Source organism: Brevibacillus choshinensis, assembly GCF_016811915.1.
GTDB lineage: Bacteria > Bacillota > Bacilli > Brevibacillales > Brevibacillaceae > Brevibacillus > Brevibacillus choshinensis_A.
In genome coordinates this window covers 437,219-460,843 of sequence record NZ_CP069127.1, presented here as the reverse complement: position 1 = coordinate 460,843, position 23,625 = coordinate 437,219, and the positions used below count along the sequence as shown (strand labels likewise).

General features: G+C 52.8%; 21 protein-coding genes. 7 read left to right on the top strand and 14 right to left on the bottom strand.

What is annotated here, in order from left to right; all coding sequences use genetic code 11:
• Positions 1-11: 11 nt before the first annotated feature.
• Both JNE38_RS02525 and JNE38_RS02520 read right to left on the bottom strand, forming a co-directional pair.
• Positions 12-635 carry a response regulator transcription factor gene (locus tag JNE38_RS02525; protein WP_203355114.1) on the bottom strand — a complete coding sequence of 208 codons (624 nt, stop codon included), beginning with the start codon at positions 633-635 and terminating at the stop codon, positions 12-14.
• Positions 628-2,181: a sensor histidine kinase gene (locus JNE38_RS02520; protein WP_203355113.1), complete on the bottom strand. Its 1,554-nt coding sequence runs from the start codon at positions 2,179-2,181 to the stop codon at positions 628-630. The genes JNE38_RS02525 and JNE38_RS02520 overlap by 8 nt, the downstream gene beginning before the upstream one ends.
• A gap of 383 nt (positions 2,182-2,564) precedes the next feature.
• On the opposite strand from JNE38_RS02520, the gene JNE38_RS02515 reads away from it, so the two are divergent.
• From JNE38_RS02515 to JNE38_RS02500, 4 genes are all read left to right on the top strand, one after another.
• Positions 2,565-3,503: an AAA family ATPase gene (locus JNE38_RS02515; protein WP_203355112.1), complete on the top strand. Its 939-nt coding sequence runs from the start codon at positions 2,565-2,567 to the stop codon at positions 3,501-3,503.
• Between the two features lie 4 nt (positions 3,504-3,507).
• Positions 3,508-4,692 carry a DUF58 domain-containing protein gene (locus JNE38_RS02510; RefSeq protein ID WP_203355111.1) on the top strand — a complete coding sequence of 395 codons (1,185 nt, stop codon included), beginning with the start codon at positions 3,508-3,510 and terminating at the stop codon, positions 4,690-4,692.
• Positions 4,689-6,008 (top strand): DUF4129 domain-containing protein, encoded by a 1,320-nt coding sequence (locus JNE38_RS02505; protein ID WP_203355110.1) that lies wholly within the window; start codon positions 4,689-4,691, stop codon positions 6,006-6,008. The genes JNE38_RS02510 and JNE38_RS02505 overlap by 4 nt, the downstream gene beginning before the upstream one ends.
• A gap of 460 nt (positions 6,009-6,468) precedes the next feature.
• A complete protein-coding gene (locus tag JNE38_RS02500; RefSeq protein ID WP_203355109.1) occupies positions 6,469-7,989 on the top strand; it encodes an ATP-binding protein in 1,521 nt (506 codons plus the stop codon).
• Positions 7,990-8,079: 90 nt separating this feature from the next.
• Here the strand turns inward: JNE38_RS02500 and JNE38_RS02495 are convergent, their stop codons facing one another.
• Complete coding sequence (locus JNE38_RS02495) at positions 8,080-9,108, bottom strand: NADH:flavin oxidoreductase/NADH oxidase (RefSeq protein ID WP_203355108.1); 1,029 nt, start codon at positions 9,106-9,108, stop codon at positions 8,080-8,082.
• A 177-nt stretch (positions 9,109-9,285) separates the two neighbouring features.
• Between JNE38_RS02495 and JNE38_RS02490 the strand changes: the two genes are divergently transcribed.
• Positions 9,286-9,939, top strand: coding sequence for an MBL fold metallo-hydrolase (locus JNE38_RS02490; RefSeq protein WP_203355107.1), 654 nt, complete (start codon positions 9,286-9,288; stop codon positions 9,937-9,939).
• Between the two features lie 81 nt (positions 9,940-10,020).
• Here the strand turns inward: JNE38_RS02490 and JNE38_RS02485 are convergent, their stop codons facing one another.
• Both JNE38_RS02485 and JNE38_RS02480 read right to left on the bottom strand, forming a co-directional pair.
• Complete coding sequence (locus JNE38_RS02485) at positions 10,021-11,124, bottom strand: citrate synthase/methylcitrate synthase (protein WP_203355106.1); 1,104 nt, start codon at positions 11,122-11,124, stop codon at positions 10,021-10,023.
• A 121-nt stretch (positions 11,125-11,245) separates the two neighbouring features.
• The gene (locus tag JNE38_RS02480; RefSeq protein ID WP_203355105.1) at positions 11,246-12,160 is read right to left on the bottom strand and encodes a LysR family transcriptional regulator; all 915 of its coding nucleotides are present in this window, start codon (positions 12,158-12,160) and stop codon (positions 11,246-11,248) included.
• 280 nt (positions 12,161-12,440) lie between these two features.
• Here JNE38_RS02480 and JNE38_RS02475 point away from each other — a divergent pair, with 280 nt between their 5' ends.
• Positions 12,441-14,093, top strand: coding sequence for a DUF6583 family protein (locus tag JNE38_RS02475; RefSeq protein WP_203355104.1), 1,653 nt, complete (start codon positions 12,441-12,443; stop codon positions 14,091-14,093).
• Between the two features lie 44 nt (positions 14,094-14,137).
• On the opposite strand, the gene JNE38_RS02470 is transcribed toward JNE38_RS02475, so the two are convergent.
• The 4 genes from JNE38_RS02470 to JNE38_RS02455 all read right to left on the bottom strand — a co-directional run bounded on the left by JNE38_RS02470 (position 14,138) and on the right by JNE38_RS02455 (position 17,795).
• Complete coding sequence (locus tag JNE38_RS02470; protein WP_203355103.1) at positions 14,138-15,022, bottom strand: proline iminopeptidase-family hydrolase; 885 nt, start codon at positions 15,020-15,022, stop codon at positions 14,138-14,140.
• Positions 15,023-15,045: 23 nt separating this feature from the next.
• Complete coding sequence (locus tag JNE38_RS02465) at positions 15,046-15,513, bottom strand: metal-dependent hydrolase (RefSeq protein ID WP_203355102.1); 468 nt, start codon at positions 15,511-15,513, stop codon at positions 15,046-15,048.
• An 88-nt stretch (positions 15,514-15,601) separates the two neighbouring features.
• Positions 15,602-15,958, bottom strand: a complete 357-nt coding sequence (locus JNE38_RS02460; RefSeq protein ID WP_203355101.1) for a cupin domain-containing protein — start codon at positions 15,956-15,958, stop codon at positions 15,602-15,604.
• Positions 15,959-15,974: 16 nt separating this feature from the next.
• On the bottom strand, positions 15,975-17,795 hold the full coding sequence (locus tag JNE38_RS02455; protein ID WP_203355100.1) for an SgrR family transcriptional regulator: 1,821 nt from the start codon (positions 17,793-17,795) through the stop codon (positions 15,975-15,977).
• A gap of 13 nt (positions 17,796-17,808) precedes the next feature.
• On the opposite strand from JNE38_RS02455, the gene JNE38_RS02450 reads away from it, so the two are divergent.
• On the top strand, positions 17,809-19,164 hold the full coding sequence (locus JNE38_RS02450) for an MFS transporter (RefSeq protein WP_428993690.1): 1,356 nt from the start codon (positions 17,809-17,811) through the stop codon (positions 19,162-19,164).
• A 63-nt stretch (positions 19,165-19,227) separates the two neighbouring features.
• Here the strand turns inward: JNE38_RS02450 and JNE38_RS02445 are convergent, their stop codons facing one another.
• The 5 genes from JNE38_RS02445 to JNE38_RS02425 form a co-directional block, all read right to left on the bottom strand.
• On the bottom strand, positions 19,228-20,916 hold the full coding sequence (locus JNE38_RS02445; protein ID WP_203355098.1) for a methyl-accepting chemotaxis protein: 1,689 nt from the start codon (positions 20,914-20,916) through the stop codon (positions 19,228-19,230).
• A gap of 147 nt (positions 20,917-21,063) precedes the next feature.
• On the bottom strand, positions 21,064-22,080 hold the full coding sequence (locus tag JNE38_RS02440) for an NAD-dependent epimerase/dehydratase family protein (RefSeq protein ID WP_203355097.1): 1,017 nt from the start codon (positions 22,078-22,080) through the stop codon (positions 21,064-21,066).
• A gap of 17 nt (positions 22,081-22,097) precedes the next feature.
• Positions 22,098-22,679: an ATP-dependent Clp endopeptidase proteolytic subunit ClpP gene (gene clpP, locus JNE38_RS02435; RefSeq protein WP_203355096.1), complete on the bottom strand. Its 582-nt coding sequence runs from the start codon at positions 22,677-22,679 to the stop codon at positions 22,098-22,100.
• Between the two features lie 37 nt (positions 22,680-22,716).
• On the bottom strand, positions 22,717-22,977 hold the full coding sequence (locus JNE38_RS02430; RefSeq protein WP_203355095.1) for a hypothetical protein: 261 nt from the start codon (positions 22,975-22,977) through the stop codon (positions 22,717-22,719).
• The gene (locus tag JNE38_RS02425; RefSeq protein WP_203355094.1) at positions 22,974-23,567 is read right to left on the bottom strand and encodes a winged helix-turn-helix domain-containing protein; all 594 of its coding nucleotides are present in this window, start codon (positions 23,565-23,567) and stop codon (positions 22,974-22,976) included. Before JNE38_RS02425 ends, JNE38_RS02430 begins: the two co-directional genes overlap by 4 nt.
• Positions 23,568-23,625: the final 58 nt, after the last annotated feature.

The following is a 23,625-nucleotide window of genomic DNA, read 5'->3' as shown; positions in this document are numbered from 1 at the left end:
ATGGCCGCCCCTTAAGGAGCTACCTTGACCAAGCCCTTCTTTAATGCGTACAAGACCGCCTGAGAGCGGTTGGGTTGCCCTGTCTTTCGCAAAATGCTGCTGACGTGCGTCTTGACCGTAGCCTCCGAGATATAGAGACGCTGCGCAATTTCCTGGTTGCTCAAATTCTCGACGATCAGCTGAAAGACCTCTTGCTCCCGATCCGTGAAAGCTACATCCGGCTCTTCCTTTCGTTTACGCTGCAGCTTGGATTGGAAGCAGGAATATCCCATCATCACCATGTCCATCGTATGCAAAATTTGCTCGGGAACGGTGTCCTTCATGATATACCCGTCCACATTGGACTCCAATGCCCGAAACACATCTTCGCTTTCATCAAAAGCGGTCAGTATCAATACCTTGATATCGGGCAGCTGATCCTTGAGCACTTTGCAGCCGTCTATGATCGAGATGCCAGGCATTTTCAAATCCGAGACAATCAGGTCAGGCTTTACGGACAACGCCTTGGATAACAGCTCGTCTCCATCGCTTGCTTCTTCTACAACCGTATAGCGCGGGGAGCTCTCCAAAATCATTTTCAGTCCCTCGCGAACGATGCGATGATCGTCTGCCAATAGCAGCCTTACGCTATCCATACATCCCCACTCCCTTTCTCGGTATGATGGCCATGATTTCCGTACCCTCACTCGGCTTGGAACGGATATGCAAGGTACCGCCGACCTGGGCGATTCGCTCCTGCATGCCCACGACCCCATACTTGGCTTCCCTTGTATTCTCTTCTGCGACAAAGCCGATGCCGTCATCTTGCACACGTACCTTTACCTGTACCGATGACGCTTCCACGCTGACCGTGAGGATGCGTGCCTGTGCGTGCTTGACTGCATTTGCAGTCGCCTCCTCCACCATTCGGTAAATCGCATCGAGTACGGGCAATTCTTCCTCCAGTACCCTTCCTTTCGACGTGAAGCGCACCTGCAAATCCGTTCCTACGGTCATCCGTTTCAGGAGCTGGTCGATTGCCTCCGCCAGCTGCTCTGATTCCCTGAACTTCTTGAGGTGTGTAATCGTATGCCGCACTTCACCATGACACCACTTGATGCGTTCTTCGATCTGCTCCAGCCGTTCGGCCATGCTCATCCGTACCTCCTGCGGCAAAGACTGCTTCAACTGAAACATTTGGGCCGACAAGAAGAACAATTGCTGAGCCAAACCGTCGTGCATGTCCTGCGCCAGATTTCGCCGCATCTCCTCGTGCAGGGATTGGGCCAGTTCATAGTGGGCGCGAAGCTGCTTTCTGTGCTGACAGATGATCAGGGAAATCACTCGAAGCAAAAGGCGCTCTCCCCGATTCAATACCCGCTTGGGCGATATCGAGAAGATCAGGCATCCCCACGCTTCCCCATCCATACGCAGCGGCATGCAGACATATGTATCCTTGCGTCCGGAGTAATCATCCAAAAGCTCGGTCCTGACGCTCTCCCATTCCTCGGCTCCCGCGTCGAGCAAGGTGTTCAAATAGTACTCACGCTTCCAATCTCCCTCTCCATCGAGGCTCTGATAAAGACACAAAAACGCTTGTTCCGAGCGAAAGACACGCCGTACCATCTGCTCGGTGGTCGCACACAAATTCATTGTGGAGCTGGCAGCTACCTTTTGCATGTATAAAAACACGTGGTAGCATCGCGCATACATACTCTTAATCGAACGCAGCAAAGCGAAGAAGCAAAAGGTCATGCTAGCCCATAGTGTGATATCGAGAAGCAAGCGAAGCTGGTTGAAATTCATGTCAGCTGGAATCATGGTGAAGGGAAGCCATTCCTGAAGCAGGGAAGCAGATATGAGGAACAAAACGACGATCAGAAGCACCTGTTCAAACCGCAAAACCACCATCAGCCACAACAGGGTGGTATATGCGTACAACATGAACGGACTGCTCCATTTTCCGGTCTGGATGATAAAAAACAAGGCCAAGCCCATATCGACCAGTCCGAGCAAAAACCATCGCTTTCGCGGCAGCGCGTAGAACAGAATACTCACGTACGCCAGGACGATGAGCAGGAAAGCGATAAACGATTGTGAATCCGAATTCGGTGCGTCCATATAAAAAAAGCAGAAAGCCAGGAGAAGTACCCATTGAAGAAAGTACACGACATGACGGAATTCTTTCAGCAACCAATCCATGAGATAGGGCTCCGTTTCTTCTAATCCTAGCAAACGACGGAAAATTAAGACACATCTATCGTACTAGATCTTGTCAAACATTGACAATATCTGAAAAATGTCGAACATTGATAGGACTTGATACCTATCATTCCTATACCCATCGTTACATAGGTTCGACATTCATGTTAGCAATATCTCGAATTTTGCATAGTAAGGATATTGAATATGGTAATATGTTCATATTTGATGTCACCTGCATTTTGAGAGAATTATTAGAGCGCTGATCTCGGTTCGAGCAAACCTCGCTCACTCTTTTCGGAAATTTGGCAAAAATAGGATAACATTTGTATAATGAGTACTCGGACTCTGTCCCTCAACCCTCGAAAAAAAGGAGAATTTCCATGGCTCAGTCTACTTTGGAACATCTGATAGCCAGCATGAACCGCGTGATTGTTGGAAAAGAGGATCAAATCCGCCTACTCGTGACGGCTTTGCTCGCTCGAGGTCACGTGCTTCTCGAGGACTTGCCCGGCATGGGAAAGACCGTTCTTGCCAAGACCCTCGCTCAGGCGATCGGAGGAACCTATAACCGCCTTCAATTTACCGCCGATCTATTACCGTCCGATGTCATCGGTCTGCATGTTTACAATCAGCGCACACAAGAGTTTGAGCTGCGCAAAGGTCCGGTATTCGCCGATGTACTGCTCGCGGATGAGATAAATCGGGCTACTCCTCGCACGCAATCCGGCTTGCTCGAGAGCATGGAGGAGCGACAGGTAACCATCGAAGGGATCACCCTGCCTTTGCCCTCTTCCATGCTCGTGATTGCCACCCAAAATCCGATCGAGTCGGAAGGTACCTACCCTCTGCCTGAAGCGCAATTAGACCGCTTTTTGTTCAAGCTGTCGCTCGGCTATGGGACTCAGGAGGATGCCAGGGAGATTCTCAGACGTTTTCGCAGCGAGTCCCCACTGGAAAAAATCGAACCGGTCATCAGCACCTCTGAGATCGCCGCATTGCAGCGCGAAGTAACCCTCGTCCATGTGAGCAAAGCTGTGGAGGATTACATCATCGACCTGACAGAAGCAACCCGCACCCATCGCTCCGTGGAGGTTGGCATCAGTCCGCGCGCCATGCTCGCTCTGTTGCGCTCTGCACAGGCGGCGGCGTTCCTCGCAGGCCGCACCTACGTTTTGCCGGACGATGTCAAAGGCGTGTTTCCGAGCCTCGCCACCCATCGGATTCGCCTGTCGATGGAGGCCGAGCTCCATGTGACAGAATCGGAAGTCACCCAGCAAATCCTGCAAAGCGTGCCGGTTCCTGTCGAAGAAAGCGTGTAGTCACATGAACACGAAGCAAACCTTTCACGTCATCGGATTTCTCCTCTTGTTGTTCGCCCTGTTTTCCGGGAGCTGGTTTCTCTGGCTGTTTGGAGGGTTGTTCTTTTTCATGCCGGCTGCGCAGAACTGGTGGCTCGCAAACATGCGCCGTTGGGTCGATCTCGAATGGATCGCAGACCAGACTCGCGTCATGCCGGGGACGCCTGTACAAATCACCGTTCGCTTGCACAACCGATCCTGGCTCCCTCTCCCTGCTACCTGGCTGCGATTGACACTGCCTGAACATGTCACAGTGGAGGGTGCGGATGAGGTGAAAGTGAGCAATCAGCGGACAGCGGTACGTCTACGGCTCGATCTGCCGATGCGGCAAAGCGTAGAGCGCATCCTGACGATCACGCCACATAAGCGCGGAGTCATCTGGCTCACGGATGTCCAGTCCGAAACACTCCCGCTGTTCGCCGAAGAAGGAAGCTCGATTCCACTGAAGGTATCCTTTTCCATGCTGGTCTATCCGCTGCCGCTCCCGCTGCCGCCCATCTCGCTAGCGGATACCGAACCGGATGGTAGCAGGCTGTCCCGCCAGCGCCGGCTGGAGGATGTCACCTTTCAGCGAGGCGTCCGTCCCTATGTGCCAGGAGACCGTTTCAAGCATATCAACTGGAAAGCCACTGCCAAAACGGGGTCATTGGCTACTCGCGTATTTGAGCATACCGCTCGTCCAGACTGGCGGGTTGTCGGACACATTCTGCCGTCGTACGAGCCTTTGCAGCAGCGTCACAACGATGCCGTCAACGAGCGCACGATATCCTGTCTGGCAGCTTTATCTGTCCTCTTCCGCAAGCAGTCATTAGGATACGAATTGTTCATGAGCGTGAAGCAACGGGGCCGTGCCCACCTCCATATGCCTGCGGGAAGCGGCAAGAACCATCATCTGCATGTGATGACCCAGCTGGCGCAAATGCATCATTATATCACGACACCAATCGCCCCGATCCTCCGGAGACTGGAAGAGAGCCCGTCCAAGGAAGCCATTCTGCTGATTACACCACGCCTGGATGAGGATACCGAGCAGGCAATCGATAGACTGCTCCGCCGCGGACACAAAGTAGCGGTACTGGATGTATCCGGAGAACAGCCCGTGCTTCGACGCAATGAAGCATCACGGATCGGGAGGTTGATTGCTCGATGATCACGACCACGATTGGACGCTGGACACTGGCCTTTTGGCTGGAAGCTTTGCTTTTCGCTGGCGGCTTGATGCTGTTTGGCTATCTGAAGGCCGGCTTAGGCCCTTTCCTGCTAGTTGGCACCATTGCCTCGCTGCTCTTTGTCATCGGCGGCATCGCCTATCATGAAGGCAGCCGCAATCCGCTGTTCACGCTTGTTCTTTATCTGATTGTCGCTGGAGTGGGATTACTCGGCTACCTGGCCTTTTCTTCTTGGTTGCTAGCTCTGATTGTCGCTGCCCTGTTTTTTTGGCGAATGCAAGCAGTCGCCTCGGAAGGAATCAGCCATGCCACTTTGCAGCGCCGATTCATACTGCTCCTGATGATCAGCCTCATCCAGCTGGTAATAGGAGGGCTGTACGGGACAGCCACTCACTCAGACAGCTTTCATGCCTCTACCTACTACTGGATGCTGGGATCTGCTCTCGCAAGCTATCTATTGCTCAGCTTGCTCGAATACGTCACTCGCGAGCAAACCGTCACCACTCGCCTCCCTGCCCTCCTGCGCATCAAGCTGGCAGGACAGGTGCTAGCGTCCCATACACTGATAGCCACCGGCTTTTTGCTCATAGCCACTGCGATACTCGGGGCTCTCAGCCTGCTCTGGTCATGGGTGAAGGGCCCCCTCGGCAGCGGCCTGTACTGGTTGGTTGAGCCTCTCCTAGAGAAGCTGTCCTCTTGGGCAGAAGGTCTTTCGGGAGTGCTGGAGAAGGATGGGAGAGTCAACGACTTGCTGGACAATCAGGGTCAGGTAGATGAGCAGGCTTACTTTCCGATGGATCAAGGGGAATCTCTCATCGAGCTTTTGCAGCCTTATTTGATCGCAGCAGCCTCTTTAGTCATTGTGTTGGGACTAGCCCGTTTGATTTGGAAGCGGCGCTATCGTAAAAATGACGCTCCCCAAACGGAAGGCCTCGCCGCTAGCACAATCTGGACTCCGCTCGCCGCCACGGACCAGGAGGACGAAACGCCTCTGTGGGATGTGCGTCAGTGGTTGAAAAGGACTCCCGGGCCTGAAGACGATCCCGTTCGATACGCCTACTATCAATTTTTGAAACACACCGCTTCACTCGGCGTGCCCATCAACCGCTCCGAGACCAGTCAGGAATATGTGAAACGTCTGCGGCAGCACCGGCATGACCCTGTCCTCCTCCAGCTGGCGACGACCATTACCGCTTCCTACGAAAAGCATCGCTATCGTGAGCAATCTCTCACTCCTGAGGAACTGGCAGTCTTGCAGCAGGCGGTCAAATCGCTCAAAGAGACGCCAAGAGGATGACAGTTGGTCATGTATACCCACAAGTGTTAGGGACATTCTCAACGCTCTGGGAGCCGAGTGGGCACGTTCCCCTACGGTCACGGGCAAGCAGGCGGTTTTTACCGGGTAAATGCCGCGATTACGGCTGAATTAATCAATCGTTTAAAAGTGGGATGAGATACGGATGATCGCAATCACTCCTGCGTACGCTCTTTCCAGAGCATCACGAGTGCGCCTGGTAAAATATACCCACTCTACCGTACAGAGACAGACGCTTGCTTTCATTCCGGCGTCTGTCTTTTTTTGTTCCGAAGCAGAGGGACTTTTATCCGAAATATCTGCAAGTACAGGATGGAAGATCAGGTACTTTGTTTTATGGATATCTTGTCAGAATCATTCTACAATGAAAAGGGTGTGGAAAATTGATCCAAAATGTTCTGACGACCCACGATATCCCCCATATTCAAAAGAGGTGTTCTTGTTGAGAACTAGTACAGATGTACATCAGTTTTTATCCACTTACCCCTTTGGCTTTTTGTTTGACCATCACACAGAAGCGGTTTGTGTCATGGATCCTTTAGGAAACCTTTGTTACGTGAATCCGTCGGCTACCCATTGGTTTGGCATACACAATAATGAATGGTCGCTCACTCATTTCCAGGACAGGATCGTCCCGGATGAGATCGAGACCTTCCCCTATTACTTCAAACGTGCAGTCCTCGGCGAGAGCAGCGAATTTGAAATCACTGTACATAACGAGAGCAATCAAGAAGTGGAGCTTTTGGTGAAAGCCGTGCCCCTTGAGCTCGACGGACAAACCGTCGGCGTCACGATTTACATGAGAGACATCACGGCCCTTAAGAAAAAAGAGGCGGAAGCGCTCCACTCCTCGCGGGAGCTGTGCAAATCATTCATCGAACACAATCGGGATCCGATTATGCTTCTAGACCTGGAATTTACGATTGTCTTTGCCAATTCCGCATTTTCCCGTCTGCTCGGATGGTCCAAGAGCAGTCTGGAGGGATTTCACATTCTTCAGTGCCCCTCTATCCCGCCCAACCTCGTCAAGCAGATGAGCGATTACTTTCAACACGTCATTGCTTTCGAAAAACCAGCGCACGCTGAGGATGCCGCCCGTCTGGAGCTTTTGGATACCATTCGGATCACCGATGCCGGACAGGAATATCAAATGATCCTGTCCATTACTCCGATTTACGACGCGTCCGGACATATCTGCAATTGGGCCGTACATCTCCGGAACAATACGGATAAAATGGTTCTCGAAAAACAGCTCGAGCAGCTGCTTTTTGAGCAGCAATTGAACACGGAGCTGGAGAAAATCGAGCACCTGCAGACGGTAAGCCATCTGGCAGCGAGTATTTCTCACGAGGTACGCAACCCGCTGACGGTGACCCGTGGCTTTATTCAATTACTGCGGGATCCTGCCCTATCCCAAGGAAAAAAGCTGATGTATATCGATCTTAGCCTGAAGGAATTGGATCGGGCCGAGCATATCATCAGCGATTACCTCACCTTTGCCAAACCTTCTATGGAAAGTGATGTTTCGCTAAACGTAAATAAAGAATTGGATTACATCATTCAGGTGATTCATCCTTTTGCCAGCATGAGAAATATCGCTCTCCACATCAAAAAAGCGAATCAGGAGCTGCACATCTGGGGGGACCGCCAGAAGCTCCACCAAGCTCTCATTAATCTCATGAAAAATGGCATCGAAGCCATTGAGGGAAACGGAGATTTGATGATCACCCTGCAGGTCATCGATGGAAACATTACGATCATCATTGAAGATACAGGGAATGGAATGGACCAGGAGCAGCTGCAAAGCTTGGGAACTCCCTTTTTTACCACCAAAGAAAAAGGCACCGGTCTCGGCACCATGGTTGCTTTCAGCCTGATTCGAGCCATGCAAGGCGAAATTGACGTCAAGAGTGAGTGTGGAAAAGGCACACGCTTCACCATTTCCTTTCCGCCTCTTTCCTGACGTCCCATATTCGCAGCAAAAAAGCAGCCTTCTGCCCCAAAAACCCGGGCAAAAGACTGCTTTCATTTTATCTTATTCAGCTAAAGATCCTTAAAAGGCACGTCCATATTGTTTCGGCGGTTGAAGCTCCTCAGGAGAGAGGGCACGAATGGCGTGCAGCGCCCAATACGGGTCCCGCAGCATTCCGCGTCCTACTGCCACGAGGTCCGTGTCACCATTTCCGATTGAGGCTTCTGCCAGCTTGGCATCGTCCAAATTCCCCACCGCGATTACCGGTACGTTCAAAGCCTGTTTGATCGCACGCGCCAGCGGAACCTGGTAGCCCGGATGAACGCCTGGACGTCCAGCAGAGCCAATCGGACCTTCCCCGCCACTGGAGAGGTGGAATACATCCACGCCTGCTTCTTGGTAGCGGCGGCACAGCTTTGTGCTGTACTCCAATCCGTATCCACCATCTACATACTCTACAGCGGAGACTCGCATGATCAGTGGCATGTCAGCCGGGATTACTTTTTTCACAGCCTGAATGACTTCGACGCCGAACAGCGCAGGGTCTTTGCCGTATTGGTCATCACGCTTGTTCGTCAGCGGAGAATGAAACTGATGGATCAAATATCCGTGCGCGCCATGAATCTCGATGGTATCCATGCCAGCCTCGACAGCGCGTCTGGCGGACTCGGCAAATTTCACCACCATGCCTTGGACCTCTTCGGTAGTCAAGGCACGAGGCGTCTTGTACCTGGAGCCTGGGAAAGCAATAGCCGACGAGGACACAGGTACCTCTGCATCTTCGGCTTTGCGCCCGGCATGACCGATCTGGATTCCGATTTTTGCTCCGTATTTATGTACTTCCGAGACAATTCGAGAGTAAGCGGGAATTTGTTCGTCTGACCACAGACCCAGATCGCCGTTTGAAATACGTCCATCAGGCTCCACGTCTGTCATCTCCACGATGATCAGTCCGGTTCCCCCGATCGCGCGGGAAACGTAGTGAACAAAATGCCAGTCTGTTGGCGTACCGTCATGCGCGTCAACCGAGTATTGGCACATTGGAGGCATGACGATCCTGTTTTTCAGGGTAAGTCCTTTTATTTGAAACGGGGAAGACAACAGCGCCATTTGTTCCACTCCTCTTGTTTTTTCACCATCATGCCAAAACTACAGGGGGTTGTGCAATGCCTCCCTACAGTTTGAACCGGTTTAAAGTGTGTCCGGAAGATTGAATGGACGGAAAAGCTTGAACCGCAATAATATAAAGATACGTAAAAAAATAATTTTACGAAAGGTGCTGCTGCCATGGATACTTGTAAAGGCGTACACATGCTTCACCTCCCCTTTCACGGGATGACGATTCACCCCACGCTGCTGCGCGATCAGGAAGACGCCATTTTGATTGATACTGGATTCCCCGGGCAGTTTACTGAGCTGCGAGCTGCCGTGGAGAAAACCGGCACTTCGTTTGATCAGCTGAAGGCGATCATCCTCACCCATCAAGACCTCGATCATATCGGGAATGTGCCCGAAATCTTGCGGGAAACCGGCGGACGAACCCGCGTATTCGCACACGAACAGGAAAAACCCTACATCGAGGGAGATCTCCCTTTAATCAAAGATGCTCATCTCGAACATCCGCCAAAAGGAACCGTCACCGATTTGCTGGCAGATGGGCAGGAGCTCCCCTTTTGCGGGGGGATACAGGTGATCCATACTCCCGGACATACCGCGGGCCATATCAGCCTCTATGTACGCAGAAGCAAAACGCTGATCGCAGGAGATTCCATGTACAGTGTGGACGGTAAACTGATGGGCGTCCATGGACCGACCACTTTGGACCTCGACGCAGCCCAGCAGTCCTTGAAAAAATATGCCGACTTCGACATCGCATCGGTCATCTGTTATCACGGAGGCATCAGTACGCACCGCATACGCGAACAGATTCGCTCTCTCTAGACGAATACCGATCCACTTGCCAAAAAACAGCACCCCCTTAGGTCTCTCCCAAGGGGGTGCTGCTTATACCCACGCCGATCCTTACTCGGGCATGGTGCCGATGTAGTTGGATTGCGGGCGGATGATGCGGTTTTTGCCAGCCTGCTCCAGCACATGTGCGCTCCAGCCTACGACACGGCTGACGGCAAAGGTCGGTGTGAACAGGTCATCGTCCAGTCCTACCGCACGCATCACAGCTGCTGCGAAGAACTCGACGTTGGTATTCAGTTTGCGTCCTGGCTTGTATTCTTCCAGCAGCTTCAAGCCTACTTTTTCTACATGTGTCGCCAGATCAAACCACGGATCATTGGCAGACAGCTGGGATGCGACTACGCGCAAAGCGGTCGCGCGAGGATCGACGGTCTTGTAGACACGATGGCCAAAGCCCATGAGGCGTCCGCCGTTATCCAGTTTATTGCGGAGCCACGGTTCTGCATTTTCCTTGGTGCCGATCGCCTCGATCATTTCCGTTACCTCAGATGGTGCGCCGCCGTGCAGCGGTCCTTTCAAGGTTCCGATGGCCGCCGTGATGGAAGAAATAAGATCAGATTCCGTCGAGCTGACTACCCGTCCAGCAAAAGTAGAGGCATTCATGCCGTGCTCCTGCGTCAAAATCAGGTAGGCATCCAATGCGCGAACGTGAGCTGGATTCGGCTTTTCGCCTTTGAGCATGTACAGATAGTTCGCGGTGTGATCGAGCTCCGGATTTGGCTCCAGTGGCTCATGGCCTTCCAGACAGGCAAAGCGATAAGCGACGATCGTCGGCATTTTCGCTGCCAATGAGATCACTTCATCGATGGTTGGAGGCCATCCGTTCACAGAGCTGCCCAGTGCGGAAACACCGGTGCGCAATACGCTCATCATGTCGACATCAGCCGGGATGAGCTTCAGAATGCCTTTCACATGTTCAGGCAGTTCACGATTCGCTTTAAGTTTACTGCTCAGGTCTGCGAGTTCCTCTGCGCTTGACAAATGACCGAACCAGAGCAAGTGAGCTACTTCTTCGAATGTGTGATGAATCGCCAAGTCACGCGCCCAATGACCGCGGTATACCAGCAAGCCATTAATTCCGTCTACCAGGCTCAAATCCGTTTCCGCTACTGCGATTCCATCCAGACCAATTGCCAACGTATGTTGTTTACTCATTGATCCCACTCCTTGTAACCGTCTCTTTTTCTTTTAGTATATCCGATAGCGAATCGTAAATGAAATAGAACATAGGGGCAATTTTGATTACAAATCACAATCGATATATCCTCGATAAACCCTAGGACCGACCGGAGATCACAACAGGCGGCATGGGTGCGTACAACGAGTGCAAAATATCGACGAAACGCTGGGCGGTATCGCTGACGCCCCCCTTTGGCATCACGAGATAGGAAGCCACCTTAGGTAAAACGAGACCGGGCGTCGGCAGCTCGATGAAGCGATTCTCAAACAAGTCGCGGCTGACAGCGGTACGCGGCAAAAAGGAAACCCCCAATCCTTCCTCGATGAAGCGCTTGGTGATATCCACTTGCGAGACTGCCATCGTACGCAAGGAAAGTCCTCGCTGACGCAGCAGAAGCAGCAATTCATCCCAGTAACCTGGGTGATTGTGGGTCAACAACCGCTTGGACTGAAGCTCCGCCTCCCAATCCGGCAGCGGGGCTTCCATATCTCCTCCATTGGACGGAACCGCAAACACGACAGGATCTTCATAAAGCAGATACGTGGCCAACTGAAATTCTCCGGGCAGCATTCTCGTCAAGCCAATATCTGCTTGTCCGCTTTGCACCAGCGGACCGATCTCCACCGAGTCCGCGATCTTTATGGACAGATCCACGTCCGGGTACAGCTTGGTGTAGCGGTGCAGTAAATGGGATAACCGGGCACGAGCGATAATGGGCGAGACAGCCAGATGAAGCTTTTCTCGATAGCCCTGTCTCCATGCCTGCAAATCCTCGACCCCGTAGTGCCATTGCTCCAAGAGTGCTTTCGCATGCGGCAAGTAACGTTTTCCCGCGGCTGTGAGGCGCACCCGCTTCCCTACACGCTCGAACAGCTCAATCCCCAGTTCTTTTTCCAATTGCCGAATATGCTGACTGACGGTTGGCTGAGCGATAAACAGTGCTTCGGCCGTTTGATGAAAATTTTCCGTCGTAGCCGCTACCAAAAACGTTTGCAGCACGCGAAAATCCACTTGCTATCCCTCCTCAAAATGATTGCTGGCTAGAAGGCTGATATCGAACGGGACGTACCCGCAATTTCAATCACTCTCTCCTAATCATGAAGAAACAGATGGGTACATGCAACTCTGCAAGTACTGCCGCCCTGATTTGGGACTTATTTCCTGTTTTTAGTAATATCTTACTAATGAACGCGTTCATCTTTCTCCCTTATGGTACAATACGAAATCGAGTGCGAAAAACCTTTTTACATCCGCACTTCAGATTAGAGAGAGAAAACAAGGGAGGAACCTCATGGAAACCGCAACAAATGTGACCGCACCGCGCAAAAGCTACAAGAAGCCTTTGCTGATTATCGGTGCGGCAGCAGTCCTGGTCTTGGGAGGACTGGGAACGGCGTACGCGAAGCTGGATATGTTCAAAAGCGCCAAAACCATTTATCTGCAATCAGAAGCTGAAAGCATGCTGAAGTTCTCTGATGACATCTCGCAGGCATACGGAAAATACGAAGACTACATGAAGCCGTATCTGGAGAAGCCTGTCCACTCCACTACCGAGCTCAGCGATATCAATCTCGATGCTACGATCCCTGACCCGCAAGCGCAAAAAATCCTCGATCTGCTAAAGGACGCAAAACTCGTCATGCAAAGCAACATCGATGAGCAAAAGCATCAGCAGTCCGGGAATCTAGAGGTACATCTCAAAGACAAAAAGCTGGCTACCCTGGAATATTTCATGAATGACACCCTCGTCGGCTTCCGTCTCCCTGAATTTTATGCCAAGTACGGCTACCTCGATCTGAAGGACCGCGAAGCCCTTCAGCAAAAGCTTGGCCAAGATCTGCCAAAACGCTTTATGACTTACAATGACTTGTACAATGCCATTTCCATCAAGCAGGATGAAGTGAAAAGCGTGCTCACCCCTTATGCGCTGCTCTACGCCAACAGCTTGAAGGACAGTCAAGTCACTATGAAAAAGGACGTTGCGTTCTCCGAGGAAGGCTTCCAGGCAAGTGCTCGCGAAGTGACCGTGAGCTTCACCGAAGAAGAAGCACGCGCACTCGCTACGCAAATCACGGAAAAAGCCAAAGCCGACCAAAAGCTGTTTGATCTGATCTACACGCGTTACCACAACGTCTCTACTCTGATGAAAGACAGCGGCTATGAGGTCGAAGAGGAGCTGTCCAAGGAAGAGTTCAAGAAAAACTACGATAAAGGCTTTGACGACATGCTCGCAGATCTGAAGGATAATACCTCCACCAGCAAAGAGCAGCTGAAAATGGTCATGCTGATCGACAACGACCATCAAATCCTGTCCCGCAAGCTCCTGTTCACAGGCGAGAAAGGCAATGAAGAGCAGGTCTTCTGGAACAATGTCGCCTATCAAAACGGCGGAGATTCCTACTATCGTTATTCCCTGATGAATCCGGAAGATGCGAAAAACAGCGAATTGTCCGTGACCTACAAAGCATCTGAGAAAAGCGGCAAGACTACTGGCAACGTAGGTGTCGTGATCAAAGAAGAAGCGAAGAACACGCTGGACTTCAAAACGACCTTCGAGACAACCAAGGAAGATAAGAAAGAGAGCGGCACCTACAATTTCACCCTCTCTTTCCAAGACGAATATGAGCCGCAGCCGGTTTCTCTTTCCGGCAGCGTAGCGGTATCTGAGACCAAAACAGATAGCAGCGTCGATTCCGAAGGCACAGTTAAAGTGAATTTTGAAAACCCGACACCGGATATGCCAAAAGGATTGAGCTTCAAGCTGAAATCCAAAGCGGAATTCGGAAAGTCCCTGGAAATCCCTGCCATGGGTGCGGATAACTCCATCAATTTCGCTACCGTCACCGACGAGCAAATGATGGGCATCCAGCAGGAAGTGGGCGTCGCAGCACAAAAATTCATGCAAGATAACGCGGAGCTTGTGCAGCAATTCATGATGCCGTAGCTGATGAAACATTAAAAACGCGGGAGCACACGCCCCGCGTTTTTTTATTTGGCCTCCACTCGGCGTAAAAAGTCTCTCACAGTGTAGATGTACGCTTCCGGCTCTTCCAAATAGCCGACATGGGAGCTGTTTTCCAAGACACGGAACTCGGAGCCTGGCACGAGAGAATGATAGTACTGGGTCGATTCCGGTGCCGCTTCATCGTACCGCCCGCAGACGAAAAGCGAAGGAATGGTGATTTCATGCAGCTTCGGCGTATAGTCGAACGTCTTTAGATTCCCTGTCGGACAAAACTCGGAAGGTCCCCACATCTTCATGTAAATCTCTTTGTTGCCTTTTGGCCGGCTTTCTGCCATGACAGTCGGCAAAGGATCGATTCTGCACACATGTCTGCGGTAGTATTCCTTCATGGCTTCCTGATACTCTGGCGAATCCGTGGTTCCCTGCTCCTCATGACGTGCAATCGTCTGCTGCACCTCTTCTGGCAATTGCGCAAGAAAGCGATCAGCGTCCTCTTTCCAGCGCTGAGCACTCAGGCAAGGGCTGGAGAAAATCACGCTCTTGACCCCTGCAGGCTTGCGATCCACAAGATACGCAGCCGCTAGCATCGTTCCCCAAGAGTGCCCCAGGATATGCAGCTCGTCCAGTCCGAGCGCTTTTCTGATATCCATGAGCTCTTCCACGAACCGCTCCGTGTGCCACAGCGAGTCATCCGTCGGTCGATCCGAATTTCCCGAGCCCAGCTGATCGTAGAAAATGACCGGCCTCTCGTCAGCCAGCACGTGCAGGACCGACTTCAGCGGATCATGCGTGTTTCCCGGCCCGCCGTGCAGGACGATCAAGGGAGTCTCGTTCCGGTTTTCCTCCCCCAACAGGTTGTACCAAACCCTTCCACCCGGCACTTCAATATAGCCTTCTCTGTGTTCCATGAGCTTCCCTCCATGTGTTCCTACTATGATAAGCTATGGACGAGCTGTTCGGCTCCACCCCTGTATCCCCAATACAGAAGATAGACGATCGCCACGTAGAATGCGAGGCGATCAACCGCCATGTACATGGATTTGGTCAGTCTGATGCCAATCCACCCTTGCTTGATCGGCCATAAAAACTGGATGCGCCCGACCATGGCGTCACTGATCAGATGGGACAAAAGCCCGTACAAAGCCGCCTGAGCCATAAGCGTATCGCCAAACAACATGGCTGGCAGCAGCAGCATGACCCAGGAGTGCGTCACGGTACGATGACCAATTCCTTTTTGCAGTGCTGACGACAACGGTCTCAGCCTGTGTCCAATCTTGCTTCTTGCCTGATCGATGTCAGGCAGGAGAGCCATCGCTGCTCCCATCGCGATTCCTTTCCACGAAGGGTACCCGTAATAGCCAGCCATGGCCCCAAGCAACAAATGCGTTTTCCCCGTCATTGCCTTTCACACCGACTTTCTTTGGTAGTAGGGATTCTTCTGCTCGTGAGTGTTTTTGGCAAGCCGATTTTCTTTTACACAGACATGCTTACAGCGAGGGCATAAAGTTTTCCGGCTCCAGTCCCTCTCCTTCGATCACGAGGGCAACCATTCCTGTTTGAGTACCCGACTCATGCCCTTCTCCAGCGGTCCAAAAGGCAGCTTGACCCGCCGAGATCGGCACCCGCTCGTCGTCTTCTCCGCGGACCCAGCCTTCCCCGGAAACGACCAGAAAAAGCTGAGCAGCGACAGCCGGATGATAGCCGACAACGCCTCCAGCATCCAAATGCATGCACCCGATATGGACAGAATCCGGGGTGCGTACGATCCGGGATATCGTCGCATGGACAGAATCAAACCGATCTATCTTGCGCCCCACCTGTTGATCAAAACGAAACAGCTTCATCGTTGTTTCCCCCTTTTTACGGCTTGAACCAGATGTCTCTGTAATCGACAAAGCCCAATGCATTCAGCGAAACGCCCGCCAGCGCAGAATGGTAGGCAGACTGCTGGAGAGAATGGAACAGGAACAATAAGGCCGACCGTTCCTTCAGCAACTCCTCTGCCCGTATCAAACACTTTTTCTGTCTGGCTGGATCCCCCTCCAGCATGAGCTTGTCCATCTCCTGATCGATCTCCTCCCGCAGCTGCTTGTCCCATAGGAGGCGAATAAAGCCACGGCTGGACTTGTACATCTCCATCATCCCGAGCAGCAGCTGGTCATCAAAAACTTCTCCAGCCAAGATCATGTCGGCCTCGCTCAGCGTCTGCGGTTTACCGAGCTCTTCGATGGGAACGATGAAAAGCTCCACGGCAACCCCCAACTCACGCAAATGCTGCTGCAGCCACGCGGCATCCTGTTCATTTCCCGCGCCCTTATAGGTGTAGAGGACAAGCGCCTCTCCCCGATATCCGCATGCAGCGAGCAGGGCTTGTGCATCTCTTGGATCCACTGGGGAAGCGTCATAGCCATGCTCTTGCCAATCCAAAATAAAGCCGTTTGCAGGTATGTACCGCCGCCCCGCCACTTCCCGAATCATCTTTTCTCGATCCACCAAACGATGGATCGCCTCACGGAAGGCGGGATTCTGCGAGGGACCACTGCGATTTAGGTTGAAGGCCAAGTACTTGCAGCCCTTCTCCATTTGCTGAAACTCTTGCCATTCCTCTCTTCGTCCCTTTACGTCCAGCATCGGCTGGAGGACATGCACTTCACCCGCTATGGAAGGAATCACTTCCTGCGTGCGTTTGTTTTCCGGCACGATCCATATTTCCACCCGATCCAAATGAGCCCTCCCCAGAAAGTACGAAGGAAATGCATCCAAGATAAACATCTGCTCGCTGTTTTCCACGAGACAAAAGGGGCCGCTGCCCACCGGCTCACGGGCAAAGCGTTCTCCTTTTTGCTGCACCATGTCTCCTGGAACGATGGACAGGCGATCGGAGGCCAAAATGGACAGCAGCATGCGATTGGGGCGCCTCAACCTGATTTTCACGATCGTGTCCCGAACAGCGGACAGCTCCTCCACATCCTCCAGCATCCAAAGATACGGAGAGCCAGTCAATGGGTCGGCCAGTCGCTTTAAGGTCCAGACTACATCGTCCGCCGTCAGCTCGCGACCATGGTGAAAAAGCACTCCTTTGCGCAAGTAAAACGTCCACTCGGTCCCATCTGCATTCGTCTCCCAGTGATGGGCGAGGTGAGGATGAAATGCCCCTCGCTTCTCATCATAGCGAATCAGCGTGTCAAAAATTTGTTTGACCATATGAGACTCCGTGACCCTGCCAACGAATGCCGGGTCAAGTGCCGGGATGGTTCGATAAAACGACATGCGCAGCGTATCCCGCGCCCGCGTCTCCCCCTCCCCTTCTTCCGTACGAAAACCGAACTGTCCGGATAGCCAGTCAAAAAAGCCCTCTCTCATTTTACCGGATACGCTCCACTCATTTAACAGCAGCATCGCCTTTTCCAAATCTCCCTGTCGGACGTACGCCTGCGCGATCGGAATCACAATCTGTTCCTTGGTCTTCACGAAAATGATCTGGGAGACGTGCCCCCTGCCTCTGCCCGGAATCCATTCGAGCCATTTTTGCTCCACAAGCTGCTTGACGACCATTTTCGCATTTCGCACCGTGCAGCAGAAGATGTCGGCCAGCTCAGGAAGGCTCACCTCCTGAGTGACACCCTCTGCTACATGGGCAAAATGCTGGCGGAGCCGCAAATAATGATAGGCAATCTGCATCGTTGCCACCTCTTTGACGTATCACCTTTCCGCAATCCAAAAGGGGAAGTTCAGTAATTACTACTCTACCCTTTTTCTTCCCCTTTTCCTAGCTACAATGGAAAAGGAGAAGGAGGTTTTTACCATGTCGTCCCCGAAAACACAGGCTGTCACTGCTCCAGAAGCACCTGCATTCACCTCTATCTGGCGCAACCGTCCGTTTCTCATCCTGTTTTTGACTTCCGCATTTGTCACCTGTGGCGCAAAGGTTTACGAGCTTGCCCTGCCTCTAATTTTGTACGATATGACCCGCTCGCCGCTCACCATGACCGCGATGAAAAGCATCGAGTTCCTGCCGAACCTGCTATTGGCCATGTTCATTGGTGTGCTCGTCGACCGTTTCTCCAAAAAGCGATGGTCCCAATGGATGGTCTTTGGGCAAATGGTGCTCCTGTTCCTTTTGTATGCACTGGTCGAGTCCGGTCAAGCTGCGGTCATTCACTTTTACGTGGCCGGCTTTCTGCTGATGGCGTTTAACTACGGCTACGGAAATGCCCGGGTCAGCATCATCAAGCAAGTGGTCCCAAGGCCGCTGCTTACCTCTGCCAACGCCCGTTTTTCCTTTCTCTTTACCCTGATCGACATTATGGGGCCCGCGATCTCCGGGTTCATCCTGCTGCTGTCCAGTCTCCACAACGGATTGCTGATAACCGGGTTTGCCTACCTCATCGCGCTGATTGCGGTATCGTTCCTCGAAAAGGAGAGCCATCCCGCCATCGCCGCGCAGCAGGGCACTTTCTGGCAGGATTTCCGAGCAGGCTGGCAAGAGCTGCTTTCCAATCGCCCCCTGTGGATGATTACCATTCTCGTCATTTTCCTCAATGCCACTTCAGGCGTGTACGACGCCATGATCATCTTTTTTGCAAAGGACCATCTGAAGCTAGACAATTCCCAGCTCGGTCTCGTGCTCTCTGCGGCGGGGGTAGGCGGCTTGATCGGGAGTACACTGGTCGCGAGGCTGCGCAAACGCTTTCCGACCGGAAAGATCCTGGGCACCACGATTCTCCTGCTGTCCGTTTCTTACCTGCTCATGGCCCTGGCACAAAGCACATGGATGCTCTGCCTGTCACTCTTTTTGTCCGGCATGATCGGTACGATTGAAAGCATCTGCATCTGGACGTTTCGGCAGGAAACCACTCCTGCGCACATGATCGGCCGGATCAGCGGCATCACCGGCTCCATTTTCAAGCTGGGAATGGTATTCTCCATCTACGGCTCCGGCTGGGTGACCGTTTGGCAGGGGCCATGGGCGGCTTTCCTCGCGGCAGCTGTGGGCAACCTGCTGATCTTTCTCGTGTATCGCAGGCTCACCCTCTGGCGTCTTGCCTAGCAAAAAAGCCACAAGCAGTGTGAGAACTGCCTGTGGCTTCTTTCTATTCGATATGCCGCTCGACTACGCCTTGAATTTCCCCATCAGCTTCTCCATTTCTTCCGCCAAATGAGCCAACGACGCTGCCGACGTGTGGATTTCTTCCATGGAAGCCAGCTGCTCTTCCGTTGCCGCCGACACGTCCAATGTGCGGGATACACCCTGCTGTGTCACACTGGCAATGACGCGCATCGATTCCGCCACCTTCTCTGTACTGTCGGTGAGCGTTCGAGAGGCAGCCGAGACATCCTGGACTTCCGCTGCAACACGAACCACCGCGTCTCGAATATGTGCGAAGGCATTTCCAGCCGAAGCGACGCCATCCATGCACAGCGCCGTCTGCTGAGAGCCTCTTTCTACGGAAAGGATCGCCTCCCGCGTCTCGTGCTGGATGACCTCGATCAGCTGTGTGATCTGTCCTGCCGAGGCCGCCGCTTGCTCGGCCAGCTTTCTCACTTCGTCGGCCACGACCGCAAAACCTCTGCCATGCTCGCCTGCACGAGCCGCCTCAATCGCGGCATTCAGCGCCAGCAGGTTCGTCTGCCCCGCAATGCCGGTTATCACGTCTACGATTTGGCCGATCTGCTCAGAGCGTTCCCCCAAGCCGCTCACCAATCGAGACAGACCCTCCATGGCTTCACCCATGCCGTCCATTTGCGTCACGACCAGCTGAATCGCCTGATTTCCGTCTGTAGCAAGATCCGATGTCCGAATCGCGGTCGACGATACGTTTTCGGCACGTGCTGCGATTTGCCCGATGCCCTGTGCCATTCCCACTACCTCATTGTGACTGGCTTCCACGTTCTGTGCCTGATGCTCGCTGCCAGCAGCCATTTCCTGAACGGTCTCGGCAATCTGCTGGGTCGCCTTGCTCGTCTGCTCCGAGCTGGCTGTCAGCTGTTCGGCAGAAGCTGCCACCTGCTCGGCATGGCTGCGCACTTGCAAGATCAGCTCACGGAGATTGCGCAGCATCCGGTTAAAGGAGTCTGCCAGCATGCCGATCTCGTCCTTGGACTTGACCGACAGCTCTTGTGTCAGATCTCCTTCGCCCTCTGCGATAGCCTTCAGCTGCAAATTGACTCGGTGCAGCGGAATGACGATAGCACGTACGAGAAATGCTCCGATCAAGATAGCAAACAGCACACCCGCTATGCTAAAGATGACTTGGACGATTTCCGACGTGACTCGCTGCGCCTCCAAGCTGGCTGTAGTCTTTTCCTTCTCCGCGATCACCTTATTGGTCAGTTCGTCAATCCGCTGGTCCAGTTGCTTTCGCGCTTCTCTCTCATCCCCGAAATGGAGTCGAATCGCTTCTTCCCGATTTCCGCTCCCATAGGCATCCAAAGCTTTTTGGCTCGCTTCCAAATAAGCGTTGATAAATTCCTTTAGCGGTCCTAAATCTTGCCCATAGTTCAAGACAGCATGCTGGTTCTTATTTATTTTTTCAGCAAGGCCACCGATTTTTTCGACCCGCGCTTGCATCTCCTTTGTATAGGAGTCATCACCGGTCAAAAAGTAACCTCGTTCGTCATTGTTTCGTCCCGTCATGACAAACTGCATTTCGCGCAGGGACGTGAGGAGCTCTGCCTCGACGAGCAGCTCAGTGTAGGAGGTTGTCAGCATTTTCGTTTGAACGTACATATGAGTCCCGGAGCTCAGCATGATCGCTAGGATCACACCAAACGCAATGATGAATTTCGTTCTGATTTTCATGAGGAGCCTCCTGTTTGGATGGTGTGCAAGGGGTCGCTGCGGAATACGGTCGGACCCCCACACTACCTGTTCCCCGTCCGAATCGCCGTCAAACGTCGCCACAAACAAAAAACCCCGCATGCCACGCGGAGTTTTTCATGGGCTATTCTATTTCACACCTAGTCGTGCCAGATAGTCATCCTCAGCCGTATAATCGATCATCCACGCCACATTCTCCGGCGGATTCGCACTCTCCCACGCAATCGTCCTGCTCATGGCTTCTTCCGGCGAAAGTCGTTCCGCATATCCCAGCTCGCTTCTGATTTTGCTCGTATCCAGCTGAATATGCTGCCCTGTCTCGATATCCATCACCAAATGAGGGGGCAAGTCAGCAGCGGGTACGGTTACAATCTCGCCCCTCCACCCTGCTCCAGCGGCAATGCGCTCGACCCACTCACGCATCGGCAAGCCAAACTCTTCCCCGACATGATAGATTTGTCCCGCAGCCTTCTCGTGCAACGCTGCCAGACAGATGGCTTCTGCGATATCCTCTACGTAACCGCGAGACCAGCGCCACGATGCAAATCCTTCCTCCATGAGAATCACGGAGCGGCCGTCTCGCATTTGCTGCAGATAAGGATAGAGGCGATGCTGGTAATCGCCGGGCCCGTAGACCATCGGGAGGCGCAGGATCGTTCCCGGCAGACTCTCATGACTCATGACGACTCGCTCCACGAGCACTTTGTCGTAATCGCTCAGATCAGCTCGTGCTCCCCGAAGAGGGTACCGCTTTTCGCACAATGGCGACTGCTCCGTCAGTGCTCCCTCTTCCGGCGGTCCGGATTCGATCCGGTTCACTCGCCCAAAGGCCTGATACACGTCACAACTGCTGATCGCTACTACACGACCTGCTATTCCCGAAAACGTCTCCATGAGCTGACGTGCATCTGCTTCTGAATAAGGGAACAAATCAACGACGACGTCTGGTGAAAATGCACGAAATGCATCGCGGGATTCTCCTAGTCTTGCTCGGTCTCCTGTGAGCGAAGCGACTCCTTTTGGGAGAGATTGCGCGTCAGAAGATTGGCCACGGTTGTATACGACAATTTCATGACCTAGCTCCGCCATTCGTTTCACTGCATGCGGACCGATAAACCGCGTTCCTCCCAAAAACAAGATCTTCATCCAGGCACCCCCGTCTCCTACAGTTTTTCAATGACCTTGTCGATCAGGCCGTACTCCAGAGCCTCCGTCGCCGAAAGGAAGTAGTCACGGTCTGCATCCTTTTCAATTTGCTCGACGGTCTTGCCCGTGCGCTCCGCAATGATCGAATAGAGCATATGGCGATGCCTCAAGATGCGATCTGCAGCGATCTTGATATCGCTCGCCTGCCCCTGACTTCCTCCCCACGGCTGGTGAAGCATCACTTCGGCGTTGGGGAGGGCGTATCGTTTGCCTTGCGCACCTGCCACCAGCAGCATGGCTCCCATGGAAGCAGCCATGCCCGTGCAGATAGTCGATACCTCCGGCTGCACGAAATTCATCGTATCAATAATCGCCATCCCCGCTGTCACCGATCCACCCGGGGAGTTGATGTACAGATGAATGTCTTTTTTCGGGTCCTCCGCTGCGAGGAACAAAAGCTGGGCCACAATAGCATTGGCGACTTGATCATCGATGGCGCTACCCAGAAAAATGATGCGATCCTTGAGCAAGCGGGAGTATATATCATACGAACGTTCTCCGTAACTGGTCTGCTCCACAACTACCGGAATGAGATTCATCCATAACGCCTCCTTTGATTTCATACATCTTCGCTGATTATGCCGCCATGCTCATGCGAGTCGCCTGAGGCGTCGCAGCCGGAGCGCTTCTCCGGTGAAATCCGGAAGAGACTTCCGTGATCACAGCCGGATTCTCTTCCGGGCCGACTGTCCACGTCTTGACGGACTCCTCCTGAATGACTCCGGGATGCCCAGCGCGAGACGGAAGTGAAATGACGTTCCCTGCCTGCCGTTCGGGACGGCTCTCCCACACCACTACCGGTCTGGATTTACTCTGTGAGGTGGACTCTGTTCTCATGATTCTTCTCCTCCTTCTTTGGGGTAAACCGCGAGAATCACTTGGTACGTTTCCTGCCCCTCTGCTTTGGATTGATACTTTTTCACCAGTTGGTTGACCAGCTGCACATACTCCTCGACAAACGCACTGCGCTGCTCGGCGCTTGCCAAACGGATGCTGGTGTCCAGCGTCGCGCTCGGGATCTCTTCTTCCCGATCGGATCGCTCCATCAGTGCGAGCGCATCCCGCTTGATTCTTTCCGCCGTATGAATCAGGTGCGACAGCGCTCCCTGATCCTTCATCTGTTGAATCGTCTCGTTTGCAAAGTTCAACGCTTCGGATAATACATAGGTACGTGCGATGGCTAAATAGAGCACTTCAACCAGATTGCGCACCTGACGGCTTCCGACCTTGCGCACCAAGCCCACCTTTTCCAGCGCCTTCAGATGGTAGTTCACGCGTTGGGGGATTTCATTGATTCCGCGTGCCACCTCTGCTGCTGAAGCCGGCTCAGCCAAACGGCTCAATATTTCTGCTCGCAGTGGGTTGAGCAATGCCATCGCCTGCTCAGGAGCTTCGACGACATAGGTTTCCAGTTGTTCATGTGCCACAAAAACACCTCATGACATTAATCATTTACGTAAAAATAGTTTATTACGTAGTTTTCCG

Excerpts from the sequence above, each read along its gene's own strand:
- JNE38_RS02525 (WP_203355114.1), bottom strand. The coding sequence starts at position 635 with ATGGATAGCGTAAGGCTGCTATTGGCAGACGATCATCGCATCGTTCGC.
- JNE38_RS02520 (WP_203355113.1), bottom strand. The coding sequence starts at position 2,181 with ATGGATTGGTTGCTGAAAGAATTCCGTCATGTCGTGTACTTTCTTCAA.
- JNE38_RS02515 (WP_203355112.1), top strand. The coding sequence starts at position 2,565 with ATGGCTCAGTCTACTTTGGAACATCTGATAGCCAGCATGAACCGCGTG.
- JNE38_RS02510 (WP_203355111.1), top strand. The coding sequence starts at position 3,508 with ATGAACACGAAGCAAACCTTTCACGTCATCGGATTTCTCCTCTTGTTG.
- JNE38_RS02505 (WP_203355110.1), top strand. The coding sequence starts at position 4,689 with ATGATCACGACCACGATTGGACGCTGGACACTGGCCTTTTGGCTGGAA.
- JNE38_RS02495 (WP_203355108.1), bottom strand. The coding sequence starts at position 9,108 with ATGGCGCTGTTGTCTTCCCCGTTTCAAATAAAAGGACTTACCCTGAAA.
- JNE38_RS02490 (WP_203355107.1), top strand. The coding sequence starts at position 9,286 with ATGGATACTTGTAAAGGCGTACACATGCTTCACCTCCCCTTTCACGGG.
- JNE38_RS02485 (WP_203355106.1), bottom strand. The coding sequence starts at position 11,124 with ATGAGTAAACAACATACGTTGGCAATTGGTCTGGATGGAATCGCAGTA.
- JNE38_RS02475 (WP_203355104.1), top strand. The coding sequence starts at position 12,441 with ATGGAAACCGCAACAAATGTGACCGCACCGCGCAAAAGCTACAAGAAG.
- JNE38_RS02470 (WP_203355103.1), bottom strand. The coding sequence starts at position 15,022 with ATGGAACACAGAGAAGGCTATATTGAAGTGCCGGGTGGAAGGGTTTGG.
- JNE38_RS02465 (WP_203355102.1), bottom strand. The coding sequence starts at position 15,513 with ATGACGGGGAAAACGCATTTGTTGCTTGGGGCCATGGCTGGCTATTAC.
- JNE38_RS02460 (WP_203355101.1), bottom strand. The coding sequence starts at position 15,958 with ATGAAGCTGTTTCGTTTTGATCAACAGGTGGGGCGCAAGATAGATCGG.
- JNE38_RS02455 (WP_203355100.1), bottom strand. The coding sequence starts at position 17,795 with ATGCAGATTGCCTATCATTATTTGCGGCTCCGCCAGCATTTTGCCCAT.
- JNE38_RS02445 (WP_203355098.1), bottom strand. The coding sequence starts at position 20,916 with ATGAAAATCAGAACGAAATTCATCATTGCGTTTGGTGTGATCCTAGCG.
- JNE38_RS02440 (WP_203355097.1), bottom strand. The coding sequence starts at position 22,080 with ATGAAGATCTTGTTTTTGGGAGGAACGCGGTTTATCGGTCCGCATGCA.
- clpP (WP_203355096.1), bottom strand. The coding sequence starts at position 22,679 with ATGAATCTCATTCCGGTAGTTGTGGAGCAGACCAGTTACGGAGAACGT.
- JNE38_RS02430 (WP_203355095.1), bottom strand. The coding sequence starts at position 22,977 with ATGAGAACAGAGTCCACCTCACAGAGTAAATCCAGACCGGTAGTGGTG.